Annotated in this window: 15 protein-coding genes; 7 read left to right on the top strand and 8 right to left on the bottom strand. The window is 74.7% G+C overall.

Annotated elements, in window-relative coordinates:
• Positions 1-243: 243 nt before the first annotated feature.
• Positions 244-669 (top strand): peptide-methionine (R)-S-oxide reductase MsrB, encoded by a 426-nt coding sequence (msrB, locus tag GJV82_RS11715; protein ID WP_155099359.1) that lies wholly within the window; start codon positions 244-246, stop codon positions 667-669.
• On the opposite strand, the gene GJV82_RS11720 is transcribed toward msrB, so the two are convergent.
• The 5 genes from GJV82_RS11720 to GJV82_RS11740 form a co-directional block, all read right to left on the bottom strand.
• Positions 641-1,138: a DUF2809 domain-containing protein gene (locus GJV82_RS11720; protein ID WP_196217238.1), complete on the bottom strand. Its 498-nt coding sequence runs from the start codon at positions 1,136-1,138 to the stop codon at positions 641-643. The genes msrB and GJV82_RS11720 overlap by 29 nt on opposite strands.
• Positions 1,135-1,635 carry a MarR family winged helix-turn-helix transcriptional regulator gene (locus GJV82_RS11725; RefSeq protein WP_162289034.1) on the bottom strand — a complete coding sequence of 167 codons (501 nt, stop codon included), beginning with the start codon at positions 1,633-1,635 and terminating at the stop codon, positions 1,135-1,137. Before GJV82_RS11725 ends, GJV82_RS11720 begins: the two co-directional genes overlap by 4 nt.
• Before the next feature lie 148 nt (positions 1,636-1,783).
• A complete protein-coding gene (locus GJV82_RS11730; protein WP_225873303.1) occupies positions 1,784-3,499 on the bottom strand; it encodes an MDR family MFS transporter in 1,716 nt (571 codons plus the stop codon).
• Positions 3,500-3,631: 132 nt separating this feature from the next.
• Positions 3,632-4,132, bottom strand: a complete 501-nt coding sequence (locus GJV82_RS11735; RefSeq protein WP_187308621.1) for a MarR family winged helix-turn-helix transcriptional regulator — start codon at positions 4,130-4,132, stop codon at positions 3,632-3,634.
• 145 nt (positions 4,133-4,277) lie between these two features.
• Positions 4,278-5,726, bottom strand: a complete 1,449-nt coding sequence (locus tag GJV82_RS11740; protein WP_155099361.1) for a sugar porter family MFS transporter — start codon at positions 5,724-5,726, stop codon at positions 4,278-4,280.
• 226 nt (positions 5,727-5,952) lie between these two features.
• Between GJV82_RS11740 and GJV82_RS11745 the strand changes: the two genes are divergently transcribed.
• The 3 genes from GJV82_RS11745 (at position 5,953) to GJV82_RS11755 (ending at position 8,728) form a co-directional block, all read left to right on the top strand.
• Positions 5,953-6,552 (top strand): hypothetical protein, encoded by a 600-nt coding sequence (locus GJV82_RS11745; protein WP_024838970.1) that lies wholly within the window; start codon positions 5,953-5,955, stop codon positions 6,550-6,552.
• Positions 6,553-7,100: 548 nt separating this feature from the next.
• Positions 7,101-7,721 (top strand): DUF47 domain-containing protein, encoded by a 621-nt coding sequence (locus GJV82_RS11750; protein WP_021482999.1) that lies wholly within the window; start codon positions 7,101-7,103, stop codon positions 7,719-7,721.
• 5 nt (positions 7,722-7,726) lie between these two features.
• A complete protein-coding gene (locus GJV82_RS11755) occupies positions 7,727-8,728 on the top strand; it encodes an inorganic phosphate transporter (protein WP_024838969.1) in 1,002 nt (333 codons plus the stop codon).
• Positions 8,729-8,734: 6 nt separating this feature from the next.
• On the opposite strand, the gene GJV82_RS11760 is transcribed toward GJV82_RS11755, so the two are convergent.
• Genes GJV82_RS11760 through mshD form a run of 3 tightly spaced genes read right to left on the bottom strand, consistent with a single transcriptional unit; the run spans position 8,735 to position 13,119 of the window.
• Positions 8,735-9,772: an NUDIX hydrolase gene (locus GJV82_RS11760; protein WP_155099362.1), complete on the bottom strand. Its 1,038-nt coding sequence runs from the start codon at positions 9,770-9,772 to the stop codon at positions 8,735-8,737.
• Between the two features lie 3 nt (positions 9,773-9,775).
• Entirely contained in the window at positions 9,776-12,040 is a 2,265-nt protein-coding gene (locus tag GJV82_RS11765; RefSeq protein ID WP_155099363.1) for an RNA degradosome polyphosphate kinase, read from the bottom strand.
• Between the two features lie 59 nt (positions 12,041-12,099).
• Positions 12,100-13,119: a mycothiol synthase gene (gene mshD / locus GJV82_RS11770; RefSeq protein ID WP_318657567.1), complete on the bottom strand. Its 1,020-nt coding sequence runs from the start codon at positions 13,117-13,119 to the stop codon at positions 12,100-12,102.
• 223 nt (positions 13,120-13,342) lie between these two features.
• Between mshD and GJV82_RS11775 the strand changes: the two genes are divergently transcribed.
• The 3 genes from GJV82_RS11775 (at position 13,343) to GJV82_RS11785 (ending at position 17,501) form a co-directional block, all read left to right on the top strand.
• A complete protein-coding gene (locus GJV82_RS11775; protein ID WP_155099364.1) occupies positions 13,343-14,674 on the top strand; it encodes an MFS transporter in 1,332 nt (443 codons plus the stop codon).
• Positions 14,675-14,827: 153 nt separating this feature from the next.
• Complete coding sequence (locus tag GJV82_RS11780; RefSeq protein ID WP_318657568.1) at positions 14,828-16,048, top strand: FAD-dependent oxidoreductase; 1,221 nt, start codon at positions 14,828-14,830, stop codon at positions 16,046-16,048.
• Between the two features lie 40 nt (positions 16,049-16,088).
• A complete protein-coding gene (locus GJV82_RS11785; RefSeq protein WP_196217240.1) occupies positions 16,089-17,501 on the top strand; it encodes an MFS transporter in 1,413 nt (470 codons plus the stop codon).
• Positions 17,502-17,517 lie beyond the last annotated feature (16 nt).

Here is a 17,517-nt window from a genome sequence, read left to right on the forward strand (position 1 = left end):
GCCGGAGCCGGGAACGGCGCGAGCGGCCAGCCCGCGGGCCGTCGCCGGGGCGGCCGCGGCCGCGCGCAGCGTCCGGCCGGCGGGTCGAGCGCCGTCTACTCGACCTCCAGCCCGCGCTGACGTCCGCTCAGCAGGAGCACGACGACGCCGCGGCCGACACGATCGGCCGCGGCGTCGTCGTCCCCGGGGACGGGCCGGGAACACGGGCGCGGTACGCGAGGTTGGGACCGTCGGAGGTGGACCATGACCAACCCGATCCACGAGAACCAGCGCTACGACGTCGTCAAGACCGACGAGGAGTGGCGCGCCGAGCTGTCCCCGCAGGAGTACGCCGTCCTGCGGCAGGCGGGCACCGAGCGCGCCTGGACGGGCGAGCTGCTCGACGAGAAGCGCGTCGGCGTCTACGCGTGTCGCGCGTGCGGCAACGAGCTGTTCCGCTCCGACACGAAGTTCGACGCGCACTGCGGGTGGCCGAGCTTCTTCAGCCCGCTCGCGGGCGACCGCGTCGAGCTCCTCACCGACCGCAGTCACGGGATGATCCGCACCGAGGTGCGCTGCGCGCGCTGCGGGTCGCACCTGGGCCACGTGTTCGACGACGCGCCCCAGACCCCGACGGGCGACCGGTACTGCATGAACTCGGTCAGCCTGACGTTCGTCTCCGGCGAGTAGCCGCCCCCGCGTCGACCGCGCACGTCGCGGCGACGCCCACGAGACAGCAGACCAGGTCCCGCACCGCGAACGTGCTGCCCAGCAGCCACGCCGCGGGCGGGACCGCGTCGTTCACGGCCGTCGCGAGACCGGCCGCCTGGGCCGCCTCGACGGCCCAGCACCACCCGAGCGCGACGGCGCCCGCGACGACGGGGCGGACGCGCGCGAGCACGAGGACCACGAGGACGTAGGTCGCGACCGCGTACAGGACGTCACCGCCGACGTCGCCCCACGGGTCGGGCACCTGCGTCGCGACGAGGAGCCCCGCGAGGACGGTCGCGGCGAGCACGAGCGCGACGGTGCGGCGGCTCCGGGGCCGGCCCCGCGTCCCGTCGGACGCGGACCGGGACCGCTGCGTCGCGGCGGACGCGGACCGGGACGCCGCGGCGTCGTCGGGGGCGGTCGCGCGCGGCCGCCCCGGTGAGGTCACCGGTTGGCGTTCCAGCGCACGACGTCCTCGGAGTAGCGGTGCAGGAGCGTGGCGAGCGTCGCGACGTCGGACCGGTCCCAGCCCTCGAGCGCCTCGGTGATGGACGTGATGCGGCCGGTGTGGGCCGCGTGGAGGCGGGCCTCGCCGTCGGGGGTGAGCGTGATGAGCTGGCCGCGCGAGTCGTCCGGGTCGACCTCGCGCGCGACGAGACCCAGGGCGTGGAGCCGGCTCAGCTGGCGGGAGATGGTCGCGCGCCCGACGCCGAAGTGCGCCGCGAGCTCCGACCCGCGGACGCCCGGGTGGTCCGCGATGTGCGCGAGCAGCGGGTACGCGCTCGCCTCGAGGCCGGGGTGGATGCGGCGCGCCATCGCCGTCGCCACCGCTCCCGCGCGGCGCAGCAGGATCCGCAGCTCGCGCTCGAGGTCGACGTACGCGGGGTCCGGCTCGGCGGTCGCGACGTCGGGAGCGGGCTGGGCGGGGGCAGTCTGGGCGGACACACGCCCATCATGACGCCCCGGGCGGCGTGCGGTCACGCGCGTGTGGAAAACTCACCCGCTGGACGCTCGACCAACACGTTGGCGACACGAAAAATGCGGTCTCGAAGCGTTTCGAGACCGCATTCTCCGTGAACACCCGCCGCCCGGGTCAGCGCGCGGGACGCGCTGTCGGGTCGTCGACGACGCCCGCGGGCTCGAACGCCTCCAGGAGCGTGGACTCCGTCTCCTCGGCGAGCGACACGCGACCGGGCGTCTCGTCGGCCGGGGCCTCGTCCGCCTCGCCGGCGAGCGCGGCCTCCTGCTCGAGCCGCTGCTGCAGCCCCGTCTTGGTGCCGAGCGGCACCTCCTTGAGGAACAGGACCGCGATCAGGGCGACGAGCGCGAGCGGGACGGCGACGAGGAAGATCTCCGCGATGCCGTCGCCGTAGGACTTCTCCACGAGGTCCCGGATCGGCGCGGGCAGCGTCGACACCTCCGGCACCGCGTTGCTGCCGCCCAGGGAGTCGGCCGGGATGCCGAGCTTCACGAGCCCGTCGCTGATCGACGACGTGACCGTGGACGCGAGCACCGCGCCGAGCACGGACACGCCGATCGCGCCGCCGAGGCTGCGGAAGAACGCGACGGTGGAGGTCCCGGCGCCCATCTCCTCCACGGCGAGCGTGTTCTGCACGGCGAGCACGAGGTTCTGCATGAGCATGCCCATGCTGGAGCCGAGGAGGAACAGGTAGACGCTGATGAGCACGAAGCTCGTGTGGTAGTCGATCGTCGACAGCGCGAACAGCGACCCGACGAGGACCACGCCGCCGGCGACCATGATGTTCTTGTAGCGGCCGAAGCGCGTGATGAGCTGGCCGAACAGGGTCGACGCGACGAACGTGCCGATGATCATGGGGATCGTCAGCAGGCCCGACTCCGTAGGCGTCTTGCCGCGCGCGACCTGCATGTACTGGCTGAGGAAGACCGCGGTGCCGAACATCGCGACGCCGACCGCGACCGACGCGACCACCGCAAGGACGAACGTGCGGTTCCTGAAGAGGCGCAGGGGGATCAGCGGCTCGGGGGTCACGCGCTCGACCAGCACGGCGGCCACGAGCGCGACGACCGCGCCGCCCACCATGAGGAAGGTCTGCCACGAGAGCCACGCGAAGTTCTGCCCGGCGAAGGTCACCCAGAGCAGCAGCGTGGACACGCCGACGCTGATGAGCACGGCGCCCCAGTAGTCGATCCGCACGACGCGCCGCGCGGCCTTCGGCAGGTGCAGCGTGCGCTGGAGCACGACGATCGCGGCGATCGCGAACGGCAGCCCGACGAAGAAGTTCAGGCGCCAGCTCGCGGCGTCGGTGAGGAAGCCGCCGAGGAGCGGTCCGCCGATCTGGCTCACGGCCATGATCCCGCCCATGAGGCCCATGAACTTCCCGCGCTCGCGCGGGGAGATGATGTCGGTCATCAGGACGGTCGCGAGCGCCGTCAGACCGCCGGCCCCGATGCCCTGGAACGCGCGGAACGTGATGAGCGTCCCGACGTTCTGCGAGAGCCCCGCGAGCGCGGACGACACGACCGCGACGACGAGCGCGATCTGGATGAGGACCTTGCGGTTGGTGAGGTCGGCGAGCTTGCCCCAGATCGGGGTCGAGATCGTCATGGCGAGGAGCGTCGACGTGACGACCCACGTGTAGGACGACTGCGAGCCGTCGAGGTCGCTGACGATCTTCGGCAGGGAGCTCGACACGATCGAGCTCGCGAGGATCGCGACGAACATGCCGAGGAGGATCCCGGAGAGGGCCTCCATGACCTCGCGCCGGGTCATGGCGACCGAGGTGGGCGTCCCGCCGGGCGGTGCGGTGCGTGCGGAGGTGCTGGTCATAGGGCGCTGGCGTTCCTTGCTCGAGCGGGCCCACGCGCGGTGGGCGGTGTCAGGGGGTTCGGGGCCGGCCCGCGGGGGCGCGGGCTGTCGGCGGGGGCGTGCCCGGCGGCGCGGTGCCGGCGGGCGTCGCGGTCACCCGGCCGTGCGGGGTGCGTCGTGGACGGCGACCACCGCGGCGGCGACGCGCTCGATCTGGCGCGTGGCCTCGACGATCTCGTCCTCGCGCCACTCGGCGAACGTCGTGGCGGCGAGGGCGTCGATGTGGTCGTACGCCCGCAGGACGAGCCGGCGGCCCGCGTCGGTGAGCTCGACGGTCCGGGCGCGCCGGTCGTCGTCGTCCACGGTGCGGCGCACGAGGCCCGCCTCGACCAGGTGGCTCACCTGGCGGCTCGCGACGGACAGGTCCACGCGGAGGCGGGCGGCGACGTCCCCGAGCGGGACGGGGCCGCACCGCTGGAGCGTGCGCAGGAGCCCGAAGGACGAGCGGGGGATGTCGAGGTCCCGCGCGATGCGGACGGCCGACTCGCGCTGGGCGCGGGCGAGCTCGTCGAGCGCGCGGATGAGGCCCGCCGCGGGCGACGGGTCGGGGGCGGGCGGCGCGGGGGCCGGCGCGACGGGGGTGGTGACGGGCACAGAGACTCCTTGGTTGCTGCAGGCAAGCATACTCCGTGAAGTTGCTTTCAGCAACCATTGTTCGTCGCAAGGAATTCCCGCGGGCGCGCCGGAGCCCGGGCGCGCGCCCGACGGGGTCGTCGCGGCGCCCGCGTTGGCGGAGGTGTCAGGCCGCGCCGCGTCCGACGCGCTCGTCGCCCATGTCCTCGAGCTCGACGCCCTTGGTCTCCGGGACCTTGGCGAGCACGAACGCGAACGACAGGGCCGCGAAGATCGCGTACATGAGGTAGGGGATCGAGGCGCCGAACGCCGAGAGCATCGGCGGGAAGGTCAGCGTGATGGCGAAGTTCGCGAGCCACTGCGCCATCGCGGCGACGCCGAGCGCCGCGGCGCGGATGCGGTTCGGGAACATCTCGCCGAGCAGGACCCACACGAGCGGCCCCCACGACGCGCCGAAGAACACGACGAACGCGTTGGCCGCGACGAGGGCGATCGGCCCCCACGGGGACGGCAGGCTGATCTCGTCGCCGCTGCCGCTCGCCTGCGTGAAGGCGAGCGCCATGATGCCGAGCGACAGCGTCATGCCCGCGGACCCGATGAGGAGGATCGGGCGGCGGCCGACCTTGTCGACGAGCGCGATCGCGATGAACGTCACGGCGACGTTCGTCACGGACGTGATCGTCGACACGAGGAACGACTGGCTCTCGTCGAACCCGACCGCCTGCCAGAGCGTCGTCGAGTAGTAGAAGATCACGTTGATCCCGACGAACTGCTGGAAGACCGACAGCAGGATGCCGACCCAGACGATCGGCTTGAGGCCGAACGCGGAGCCCTTGAGCGAGCCCTCCTGGGCGTTCTTCTCGTCGACCGCGATGGAGCGGTGGATCTGCGCGATGCGGTCGTCGACGTCCTCGTCCGGGCCGAGCACGGAGTCCAGCACCGCGCGCGCCTCGTCGTCGCGCCCCTTGGCCACGAGGTAGCGCGGCGACTCGGGGATCCGCAGCGCGAGGATCCCGTACACGGCGGCCGGGACCACGCACACGAGGAACATCCACCGCCAGGCCTCCCACCCGAACCACAGGTCCTCGGCGGCGCCGCCCGCCGACTCCGCGAGGAGCTGGTCGGACAGCAGCGCGGCGAAGATGCCGATGGTGATCGCGAGCTGCTGCAGCGAGCCCATGCGGCCGCGCAGGCGGGCCGGCGCGATCTCCGCGATGTACGCGGGGGCGATGACGGACGCGATCCCGATGCCGACGCCGGCCATGAACCGCCAGATCGCGAGGTCGAACGCCGTCCACGCGATCGCGGAGAGGATCGACGACGCGAAGAACAGCACCGCGCCGAACACCATGACGCGCGTGCGGCCCCACCGGTCGGCGAGCCGGCCGCCGGACCACGCGCCGAGCGCGCAGCCGAGCAGGGCGACCGCGACGACGAGGCCGGTGACCGCGGAGTCGAGGTCGAACTGGCCCTCGATCGCGGCGACCGCACCGTTGATGACCGAGCTGTCGAAGCCGAAGAGGAAGCCGCCGACGGCGGCGGCGACCGCGAGACCGACGGCCTTCCGGTGCGCGCTGCGTTCGGTCGTCTGACCTGCGGTCCCGCTGCTCGACATGTCGCCCTCCGCTCCGTCCCGGAGCCGGGTGGGCCCCTTCCGTCACTGTAGGTCGGGGCGGTTTGCCCGGCGCGCCGAACGGGGTCGGCGCCCACGGCGCCCGGCGGTGCGACCCGGCGCGCACCGGGTGGAGACTGGGCGGGTGCCCGACGACGTCCCCGCCACGCCCGCGGACCGGCCCGACCCCGGCCGCTCCGACCGCACCCAGCGACCCCGCCGCCCCGCGATGCTCGACCCGCGCGACGCGGAGGAGCTCCCCGGAGAGCTCGACCCCGCGCTGCGCGACCAGGTCGCGCACACGACCGCGCACGCGATCGTGCACCGCGCACGCGACACCGAGGACCCGCAGGTCGTCGAGCGGCTCGTGCACCTCGTCGAGACGGAGGGCCTCGACGTCGTCGCCGCGCTGTGGTCGGACGCCGCGCCGAACTCGCTGCCCGGTGCCCTGTGGCGGCTCTACGTGCTGCGCGAGTGGGTGCGCCGCGACCCGCAGACCGTCACGCTGCGCTACCGGCTCGGCGTGGACGCCGCTCCGGTGCACGAGGCGATCGCGGGCGTCCCGCGTCCGCCCGGGCCCCAGGACGTGCGCGACCTCGCCGACGCCGTGCTGTCGGGCGTGTTCACCGGAGACCTCGCGGTCGCGCTCGAGCGCGCCGGGTCGTTCTGCCGGATCCTCGCGACCGGCGCGGCGTTCGACGCGGACGCGCGCGAGGTCGCCGACCCGGGCGGCGCGCTGCGCATGACGCGCGGTGCGGGCTCGCTGCTGCGGACCGCCCAGGAGCTCGAGCACGCGGCCGAGCTCTGGCGCGCCGACCGCCTCGACTGACGGGCGCGCGTCTCGTGCGGCCGGGCGGCGGGCGCGGCGGGCGCGGCGGGCGCGGCCGGTGCGGCGGGTGCGCAGGGTGCGGGCTCGGGCGCGCGCACGCACGGCGGGCGGGCCGCGTCTCGCGGAGCGCGAACACGGGCCCCGGACGGTGCCGCACGCACGGCGCGGCACGTACGATGGGTGACGACGTCGGGCCGCGGTAGCCCCGGGCTCCACACTCAGCCGCTACGAGCGGCCACGCGCCGAGAGGCGCTCCCGGTCCGGCGTCACTACTTCCCCCGCGCGGTGCGCGAGGTGGCCACGACCCCCCGGCGACGGCGCCGGGAACGGTCGGTGAGCATCCTGCGGATCCGGGGACTTCACCCGGACGATTCCAGCATCGCTCCGCTCGTCGGCTACATTTGACGAGAGTTCGACGTGCGTTCATCGAGAGATCATCCGAACCGAGATCGTGACCACCCCGGCCGTCCGGCCCGTCCGGCAGCCGAGCGGCCCCCGTGGCCGACGCCAGCTCAGACCCCGACCCCGCGTCCCTTCCGGAGCCCCCCGTGCGCCTGCGCCTGACACCGCGCGACACCTCGTTCTTCGACCTCCTCGCCGCCTCGGCGCAGCACCTGGTCACCGGATCAACGCTCCTCGCCGAGCTGCTCGGGGCGGACCGCCCCACGCGCAAGCAGCTCGCGAAGCAGCTGAGCGAGACCGAGCACCTCGCGGACGACGCGACGCACTCGATCATGCGGCGCCTCAACCAGACGTTCGTCACGCCGTTCGACCGCGACGACATCTACGCCCTCGCGTCGGCGCTCGACGACTGCATGGACTACATGGAGGAGGCCGCCGACCTCATCGTCCTGTACAAGGTCGACGAGCTCCCGGCGCGCGTGTCCGAGCAGGTCCAGGTGCTCCAGCGCGCGTCCGAGCTCACGGCCGAGGCGATGCCCCGCCTGCGCTCCATGGACGACCTCCCCGAGTACTGGGTCGAGGTCAACCGGCTCGAGAACCAGGCCGACAAGGTCCACCGCAAGCTCCTCGCCGAGCTGTTCGACGACGTGTCCGACCCCGTCCTCCTCATGAAGCTCAAGGAGATCGTGGAGGTCCTCGAGCAGGCGGCCGACGCCTTCGAGAAGGTCGCGAACACCGTCGAGACCATCGCGCTCAAGGAGTCCTGAGCCCCGTGGAGGTAGTGCTCGTCGTCGTCGTCGTGGCGTTCGCCCTGGCGTTCGACTACACCAACGGGTTCCACGACGCCGCGAACGCCATCGCGACCTCGGTGTCCACCAGGGCCCTCACCCCGCGCGCGGCGCTCCTCATGGCCGCGGTCTTCAACCTCATCGGCGCACTCCTGGGCACCGCGGTCGCCCAGACGATCGCCGAGGACATCGTCGCCGTGAACGACGTGCCACCCCACCAGGGCCTCGTCATCGTGCTGTGCGGCCTCGTCGGCGCGATCACGTGGAACCTCATCACGTGGTGGCTCGGCCTGCCGTCGTCGTCGACGCACGCCATCATCGGCGGCCTCGCCGGCGTGGGCCTCGCGTCCGGCATCACGGTCCACTGGGACGCGATCCTCGACAAGGTCGTGCTGCCGATGGTGTTCTCGCCGCTCATCGGCTTCGGCCTCGCGTTCGCCCTCATGGTCCTCGTGCTGTGGGTCTTCCGGAACGCCGCGCCCGCCCGGGCCTTCCGCCGCTTCCGCATCGCGCAGACGGCCTCGGCCGCGGCGATGGCGCTCGGCCACGGCCTCCAGGACGCGCAGAAGACGATGGGCGTCATCGTGCTCGCGCTCGTCGCGGGCGGGTTCCAGGACGACAACACGATCCCGCTGTGGGTCAAGCTCTCCGCGGCGACCGCGATCTCGCTCGGCACGTACGCGGGCGGCTGGCGCATCATGCGCACGCTCGGGCGCAAGATCATCGAGCTCGACCCCGCGCGCGGCTTCGTGGCCGAGTCGGTGTCCGCCGTCGTGCTGTACGCCAACGCGTTCATCTTCCACGCGCCGGTCTCCACGACCCACACCATCACGTCCGCGATCATGGGCGTCGGCGCCACCAAGCGGCTCTCCGCGGTCCGCTGGGGCGTCGCCAAGAACATCGGCGCCGCGTGGGTGCTGACGATCCCCGCCGCGGCCCTCGTCGCGGCCGTCGTCTACTGGGTGCTCAGCCCGATCCTCATCTGACGGCCGTCAGTGCAGCGGCGGGGCGACCTTCTCCGCCGCGACGACGCGCGGACCCTTGGACGTCCGCGCCACGTGCGCCACGAGCATCTCGCCCGGCTCGAGGAAGGGGTCGTTCGCCGGCAGGGCGTTCGCGACCGCGCGGCGCGAGTGCTGGCCCAGCACGTCGAGCACCGTCGGCAGCACCGGGCGGTGCGTGCACAGCACCGACGACCGCTCGGACTCGAGGAGCTCGCGCACCGTGCGCGCGACGCGCGAGGGGGCGCGCTCGTGCTGGGCCTCCGTGAGGTGGTCGCTGCTCAGGCTCGCCAGCCCCGAGGCGCGCGCGTACGGCGCGATCGACTGGGCGCAGCGGTCCCAGCGGCTCGTCACCATGGCCTCGACCCCGTACGCCGCGAGCACCGGCACCATCGCGACGGCCTGGGCGTGACCCGCGGGCGTGAGCGGACGGTCCTGCTCGTCGCCGTGCCACGCCGAGCGCGCGACGGCCTTCCCGTGGCGCGCGATGACCACGACGTGCGTCGCGAGCCGCCCCTCCGCACGCTCGCGCACGAGCGCGTCGAGCGGCGTGCGGTCGGCCTCGCGCGTGAGGCGGCGCGCGGCGTCGTCGACCGACAGCCACGCCGCGCGGTCGATCTCCTGCGGTGACACCGGGGGCACGGGGGCCCGCGCGGCGAGAGCGCCGGCGTCGGACCGGCGTGACGCCTTGCGCGCGGCCCAGTAGTGGACCCGCTTCACGCGGCCCTCGGGCGTGAGGTACTGCAGCCCGGGCAGCGGGACGCCGAGGATCACGGGCTTGCCCGTCTCCTCCGCGACCTCGCGCGCGGCCGCGGCCTGGAACGTCTCGCCCGGGTCGAGCTTGCCCTTGGGCCACGACCAGTCGTCGTAGCGCGGCCGGTGCACGAGCCGGACCTGGAGCTCGCCGTCGTGCACGCGCCACACGAGCGCGCCGGCCGACTCGATGACCGGTGCGTGCGACACGTGCGTCGGGCCGAGCGTGTCCACGAGCGGCACGCCGCTGCGCAGGGCGGAGGAGGGGACTCCCATCCGCTACCGCCTCCCGGCGAGCCGACGGCGCTGGCGTTGCACGAGGCTCGCCTGGAGGTCGACGAGCGGGGAGCCGTCGGGGCCTGACTCGGGGCGGTGCCACGTGCCGTCCGCGTCGAGGTGCCACGACGCGGTGCGCTCGGACATCGACGCGTCGAGCAGGTCCAGCAGCTCCATCACCTGGTCGGGGTCCGTGATGCGCACGAGCGCCTCGACGCGGCGGTCCAGGTTGCGGTGCATGAGGTCGGCCGACCCGATGAACACCTCCGGGCCGCTGTCCGGGCCCTCGCCGATCGCCGGGCCGCCGGAGTTCGCGAACGCGTAGATGCGCGAGTGCTCGAGGAACCGGCCGAGGATCGAGCGCACGCGGACGTTCTCGCTGAGGCCGGGCACGCCCGGGCGCACGGCGCAGATGCCGCGCACCACGAGGTCCACCTTCACGCCCGCCTGCGACGCGCGGTACAGCGCGTCGATCGTCGTCTCGTCCACGACGGAGTTGACCTTGATCTTCACCCACGCCTCGCGGCCCTCGCGCGCGGCGACCGCCTCGCGGTCGATGCGCTCGACGAGCCCGGACCGGACCGTGCGCGGCGCGACGAGGAGCCGGTGGAACCGGGACTGCGGCGCGTAGCCCGAGAGCTGGTTGAACAGGCGCGTGAGGTCCTGCCCGACGTCGGGGTCGCACGTGAGCAGGCCGTGGTCGGTGTACAGGCGCGCCGTCTTGGGGTGGTAGTTGCCCGTGCCCACGTGGCAGTAGCGCCGCAGGCCGTCCGACTCCTGGCGCACGACGAGCGACAGCTTGCAGTGCGTCTTGAGCCCGACGATCCCGTACACGACGTGCACGCCCGCCTGCTCGAGCTTGCGCGCCCACGAGATGTTGGCCTGCTCGTCGAACCGGGCCTTGATCTCGACGAGCGCGAGCACCTGCTTGCCCGCCTCCGCCGCGTCGATGAGCGCGTCGACGATCGGCGAGTCGCCCGACGTCCGGTACAGCGTCTGCTTGATCGCGAGGACCGCCGGGTCGGCCGCGGCCTGCTCGAGGAACGTCTGGACCGACGTCGAGAACGAGTCGTACGGGTGGTGCAGCAGCACGTCGCGCTCGCGGATCGCCGCGAACACGTCGGTCGGCGTCGAGCTCTCGACCTCCGCGAGGAGGCGGTGCGTCGTCGGGACGAACGGCGGGAAGTGCAGGTCCGCGCGGTCGAGGTCCGCGATGAGGTTGAGGCCCGTGAGGTCGAGCGGCTCCGGGACCTCGTACACCTCCTCCTCGATCACGCCGAGCTCGCGCACGAGCAGCGCGCGGATGCGCGGGCTGATCCCGGGCGTGAGCTCGAGCCGCACCGGGGGACCGAACCGGCGACGCAGGAGCTCCTTCTCCATGGCCTGGAGCAGGTTCTCCGCGTCGTCCTCCTCGACCTCGACGTCCTCGTTGCGCGTCACGCGGAACAGGTGGCGCTCGCGCACCTCCATGCCCGGGAAGAGGTGGTCGAGGTGCTGGGCGATGACCTCCTCGATCGGGACGAACGACGTGGGCCCCCGGTCGGGCGCGGCGGTCTGCGAGGTCGGGGCGCTCGGGCGGCCCCGCGCGTCGACCGCGATGAACCGGGGCAGCAGCGGCGGCACCTTGACGCGCGCGAAGTGCTCCTTGCCCGTCGTCGGGTTCGCGACGACGACCGCGAGGTTGAGCGAGAGCCCCGAGATGTACGGGAACGGGTGCGCCGGGTCCACGGCGAGCGGCGTGAGGACCGGGAAGATCTGCTTGCGGAAGAACTTGTGCAGGCGCTCCTGCTCGCGCGTCTCGAGCTCGTCCCAGTGGACGAGCGTGATGCCCTCGGCGGCGAGCGCCGGCTGCACGTCCTCGGCGAACACGCGCGCGTGCCGCGCCATGAGGTCGTGCGCGCGCTCGCTGATCGCGTCCAGCACCTGGCGCGGCGAGAGCCCGGAGGCCGCGGTGACCGCGATGCCGGTCGCCATGCGGCGCTTGAGGCCGGCGACGCGGACCATGAAGAACTCGTCCAGGTTCGACGCGAAGATCGCGAGGAACCGGACGCGCTCCAGGAGCGGCTGGCTCGGGTCCTCCGCGAGCTCGAGCACCCGCTGGTTGAACGCCAGCCAGCTCAGCTCGCGGTCCGCGAACCGGTCGTCGGGGAGCGGACGGAGGTCGAGCTCCGCGCCCACCTGCTCGATCTCCGGCTCCTCCGCGATGTGCTCGGCGATGTGCGCCGCGAGATCGGGGTCGAGCGTGCGCTGGGTGGACGTGTCGGTCATGGGTTCATGGTGGCACCAGTTGGTGAACGGTGCGTGACACGCGTCACGAGGACGCCGGCCTACGCCGCGGTCCCGCGGGTCGTGCGCGCGTACTGGACGTGGACCGCGCGGCGCGTGAAGCCCGCGCGCTCGTAGGTGCGCACCGCGGGCACGTTGTCGCCGTCGACGTACAGGACCGCCGTCGTGACGCCCTGCGCGGCGAGGTGCGCGAGCCCCGCGGCGGTCAGCAGGCGGCCCAGGCCCTCGCCCTGCGCGGCGGGGACGACCCCGACGACGTAGATCTCGCCCTCGCGCGCGCCGTCGGGCTGACCCGTGGGGACCTTGGTCCACACGAAGCCGACGAGCTCCGCCGGGCCCGCCGGCGTCGCGCGCTCCAGGAGCAGCAGGCCCGCGGGGTCGAACCAGTCCTCGCGCGTGCGGGCGTGCAGGTCCGCGACGGTGAGCCGGCCCTGCTCGGGGTGCTGGGCGAAGGCGAGCGCGTTGGCCCGGACCCACGCGTCGTCGTCCTGGCCGGGCACGAACGCGCGCAGCCGCAGCCCGTCGGGCAGGGTCGGGGCCGGGTGGTCCGCGGGCCCGCCGAGCGGGCGCTCCAGGACGAGCAGCTCGCGCACGACGGCGTAGCCCGCCCGGGCGGCCAGGCCGCGCGCCGCGGGGAGGTCGCCGTGCGCCCACACCCGCAGCGGCGCCGGGCCCGGCTCGCCGTCGTGCTCGGCGCGGGACGCGGGGAGGCCGTCGTGCCCGTCGTCGTCGGCCGTGGGCGGCGGCTCGGCGGCCCGGTCCGCGGCGCTGCCGAGCAGGTGGAACCCGAGCCCCCGGCGCCGGTGCCCGGGCCGCACCACGAGCTCGGCGCTCGGTGCGTCCCCCCGCTTGTCCACCTGGGCGTACCCCGCGAGCTCGCCCGCGCGCCACGTGAGCAGGTGCACGACGTCGTCCGTCGCGTCGCGCAGGTTGAGCAGCGGCTGCTCGGACAGGGGCGCGACGCCGTCCTCGCGCTCGGCCGCCGCGGCCAGGTCGTGGACCTGCGCGATCTCGACGTCGTCGATGAGGGGCCCGGTGTGCCAGAGGATCGCCGTCTCCACCCGTCCATCTTGCCCCCGGCCGCCCGGCGCGCCGAACGGCGGGGCGCCGACGGGGCGTGCCGAGGGTGCATCCGGGCAGGTCGGGAAGGTCTGGTGCCGCGTGACGGTTGCCACGTCCGTGAGCGAGCAGCCGTGAGGCGCGGGACCGGGGGACCGCGTCGGTCTGCCCGCGCTCCGCACCGCGCGGGCGCTCGGCCGGTGACGACGACGGAGGGCGGGGACGATGAGCGCGTGCGCGGTGGGGGACGCGACCGAGGCGACGACGCGGGAGGACGGCGCGCCGGACGACGCGGCGGCACCCGTCGTCCCGGTGCCGGCCGGGCCACCGGGGTCGGCCGAGAAGCCGGGGCCGACGGAGCCGGCGATCTGGACGCGCAACTTCCGGTACTACCTCACGGCGCGCAGCGCGGGGCTGCTCTCCTGGGCGATGCTGCCGGTCGCCGTCGCCGCGGGCCTCGTGAGCGCCGGGTACGGGCTCGCCGTCGCGGGGTACGCGATGGCGTTCCTCGTCGCACCGTTCGCGGGCCTCGTGCTGTTCGGCGGCGTCCTCGCGGACCGGTTCACGGCCCGCCGCATGATGGTCGTCGCCGACGTCGCGAACCTCGTCGCGCACGTGCTCCTCGCCGTGCTGTTCGTGCGGGGGATCGACCACCTCTGGCACCTGTACGCCCTGCTCGCCGTCGCCGGGACGGCCAACGCGCTGTTCCAGCCCGGCGCGGCGTCCACGGTCCCGCTCGTCGCCCGGGACGTGCAGGGCGCGAACGGCGTGCTGCGCACGGCCGAGGCCATCACGGGGCTCGGCGGTCCGGCGCTCGCGGGGGCGCTCGTCGGGTTCGGGTCGACGGGTGCCGTCATGGTGCTCTCCGCGGTCGCGTACGGGACCAGTGCGCTGTGCCTGGTCGCGCTGCGGCTCGGCGTCGTGCCCGCGCCGCCCGCCGGGACGGGGCTGTGGCGCAGCCTCGCGGACGGGTGGGAGGCGTTCCGGTCCCGCACGTGGCTCTGGGGCGTCATCGTCGTGTGGATGGTGTACGCCGTGCTCGCGTGGGGGCCGCAGCTCCCCGTCGCGGCGAGCGTCGTCGTGCCGGAGCACGGGGCCGGGGCGTTCGGCGTGCTCAGCAGCGCCCTCGGGGTCGGCACCGTCGCGGGCGGTCTGCTCGCGATCCGCGTCAAGCCGCGGCGGCCGCTCGCCGCGGGCGCCCTCGCGCTCGTCGCCTACCCGCTGTACCCGCTCGGCCTGGTGCTCGGCTGGCCGGTGGGGGCGCTCGCCGTCGCGCAGGTGCTCGTGGGCGTCGGGGTCGGCGTGTGGGGCGTCATGTGGGCGACGAGCGTGCAGACCCAGGTGCCGGGCGAGGTCCTCAACCGGGTCCACGCGTACGAGGTCGCGGGGTCCGTCGGCATGTACCCGATCGGCGCAGCGCTCGCCGGTCCGGCCGTCGCCGCGACCGGCACGGACCAGGTGCTCGTGGTGGGCGCCGTCGTCGGCGCGCTCACCGTCGTCGCGCTCCTTGCCGTGCGCCCGATCCGCACGCTCGAACGCGTCGCCGACCGCACCTGACGCGTAGCCGCCGCTGGACCCCGTGCGGCGAGCACGGGGTTGCGTGCCGTCGAGCACGGGGTTGCTGTCGTGATGGCGGCGACAACGACAGCAACCCCGTGTTCGGCTGCCGGGGTGGGGAAGGTTCCGGGGGTCCGGGTCGTTGTGCCGGGCGTGAGCGGACGAGAGACGGGGACCGGACGCGCGTGGTCGGACGACGCCGTGCGGGACGTCGTGGTGATCGGCGCCGGCCAGGCGGGGCTGTCCGCGGCGTACCACCTGCGGCGGGTCGGGCTCGACCCGCTCGTGCTCGACGGCGGACGCGGACCGGGCGGCGCGTGGCAGGACCGCTGGGACTCGCTGACGATGGCCGAGACCCACGCCGTGCACGACCTGCCCGGCGTCCCGCTGCCCGCCGGTGACCCGGACGAGCGCGCGAACGTCGCAGTCCCGCGCTACTACGCCGCGTACGAGCGGGAGAACGACCTGCGCGTCGTGCGGCCCGTCACCGTGCACGAGGTGGCGCAGGACCCCGACGACCCCGCGCTGCTGCGCGTCCGGGCGACGGTCGGCACCGGGCCCGACGCGCGCGAGCGCACCGTGCGCACGCGCACCGTCGTCAACGCGACCGGCACGTGGACACGGCCGTTCTGGCCGCGCTACCCCGGGATGGAGACGTTCCGCGGGCGCCAGCTCCACACGCACGACTTCCGGGCCGCCGAGGACTTCGCGGGGCAGCACGTCGTGGTCGTCGGGGGCGGCGCGTCCGCGACGCAGCTGCTCCTGCAGGTGGCCCCGCACGCGTCGGGGACCACGTGGGTGACGCGGCGCGAGCCCGTGTGGGTCGAGGAGGAGTTCTCGCCGGAGCTCGGGCGCGCCGCCGTCGCGCGGGTCGCCGAGCGCACGTCCGCCGGGCTCCCGCCGGGGAGCGTCGTCTCCGTGACGGGACTGCCCCTCACGCCGCGGTACCGCGCGGGGATCGCGAGCGGGGTCCTGCGGCGGCGGCCGATGTTCGCGCGCGTGACGGCCACGGGCGTCGAGTGGGAGCCGGGCGCGAACGACGACGGGCTGCTGTTCCAGCCGGCCGACGTCATCCTCTGGGCGACGGGCTTCCGCGCGGCGCTCGACCACCTCGCCCCGCTCGGGCTGCGCGAGCCCGGCGGCGGGATCGTCCTCGACGGCACGACGGCGGCCCGCGACCCCCGCGTCCAGCTCGTCGGCTACGGGCCGAGCGCGTCCACGATCGGCGCCAACCGTGCCGGTCGCGAGGCTGCGCGCGGCGTGCTCCGCGCGCTCGGCGCGACGCCGGGCCGCGGCACGGACCCTCGCCGGGAGGCCGAGGGTGCACCCGCCGGACCGCCGTCGGCAGGATCGCGACGGCCGGTGGCGGCCTAAGGGCTCGTCACGGCGGTCCGCCCGGGCCTACCGTGCCGGGGTGAGCACCGAGCACCCCGCCGAGCGGTCCCCCGCCCCTCCCGGGCCGTCCGACGTCCCCGGCCTCCCGAGCCAGCGCCGCACCCTCACCACGCTCGCCGCGACGCAGGTCCTCTCGGGCGTCGGCGTCGCGAGCGGCATCGCCGTCGCGCCGCTCGTCGCGTCCGCGCTCTCCGGCTCCGACGCGATCGCCGGGCTCACGTCGACCGCCGGCGTCGTCGGTGCCGCGCTCGTCGCCCTGCCGCTCGCGGACGTCGCCGGTCGGCGCGGGCGACGGCCGTCGCTGCTGCTCGGGTTCGGCGTCGCGGCCGGAGGAGCGGTCCTCGCGACGGTCGCCGTGCTCGTGGGCTCGTGGCCCCTGCTCGTCGTCGCGATGCTGCTGTTCGGCTCGGGCGCGGCCGCCGGGCTCGCGTCGCGCTTCGCCGCCACGGACCTCGCGACGCCCGAGCGGCGCGCTCGTGACCTGTCGGTCGTCGTGTGGGCGACGACCGTCGGCTCCGTCGTCGGGCCCACCCTCGCCGGCGCGGCCGACCGCGTCGCCGGGCCCGTGCTCCGCCTCGGCGAGGACGCGCACGCGGGGCACGGGGCGTCCGGGCCGAGCGCCGCCCCCTTCGTGCTCGCGTCCGTCGCGTTCGTGCTCGCCGCGGCCGTCGTCGCGGTGTGGCTGCGACCCGACCCGCTGCTCGCGTCCCGCGCGGCGACGGCGGTCCCCGACCGCGGCACCGCGACGGCGACCCCGGACCGCACCGCCACCGCTCCGGACCGCGGCACCGCGACGGCAGGGCCCGGTGGCGCGCCCGCGCCGGCCGCGTCGTGGCGCGCGGGACTGAGCGCGGGCTGGGCCGTCGTGACGGCGAGCCCCACCGCGCGTCTCGCGCTCGGCGCGATCGTGCTCAGCCACCTCGTCATGGTCGGGCTCATGTCCATGACGCCCGTGCACATGAACCACGGCGGCGCGACGCTCCAGGTCGTCGGGCTCGTCATCAGCGCGCACATCGCGGGCATGTACGCCCTGAGCCCCGTCGTCGGGTGGCTCGCGGACCGGGTCGGGCACGCGCGCATGCTGTTCGTCGGGGCGGCGCTGCTGCTCGCGGCCGCCGTCGTCGTGGCGGGCGCGCCCGGCGAGGACTCCGCGCGGCTCACGGTCGGCCTCGTGCTCCTCGGGCTCGGTTGGTCGTGCGGGCTCGTCGCGGGGTCCGCGCTGCTGGTCGACGCCACGCCCGCGCCGTCGCGCACGTCCGTCCAGGGCCTGTCCGACCTCTCGATGAACGCCGGCGGTGCCGTCGGCGGCATCCTCGCGGGCGCGATCATCGGGTTCTCGTCGTACGGCGCGCTCGCGTGGGGTGCCGCCGTGCTCGTCGTCGCCTGCGTGGTCGCCGCCGTCCCGCTCGCGCGGCGGGCCGCGCTGCGCTGACGCGCGAGATCGGCAC

The sequence above is a fragment of the Cellulosimicrobium composti genome (genome assembly GCF_009711085.1).
In the GTDB taxonomy this organism is placed as follows: domain Bacteria; phylum Actinomycetota; class Actinomycetes; order Actinomycetales; family Cellulomonadaceae; genus Cellulosimicrobium; species Cellulosimicrobium composti.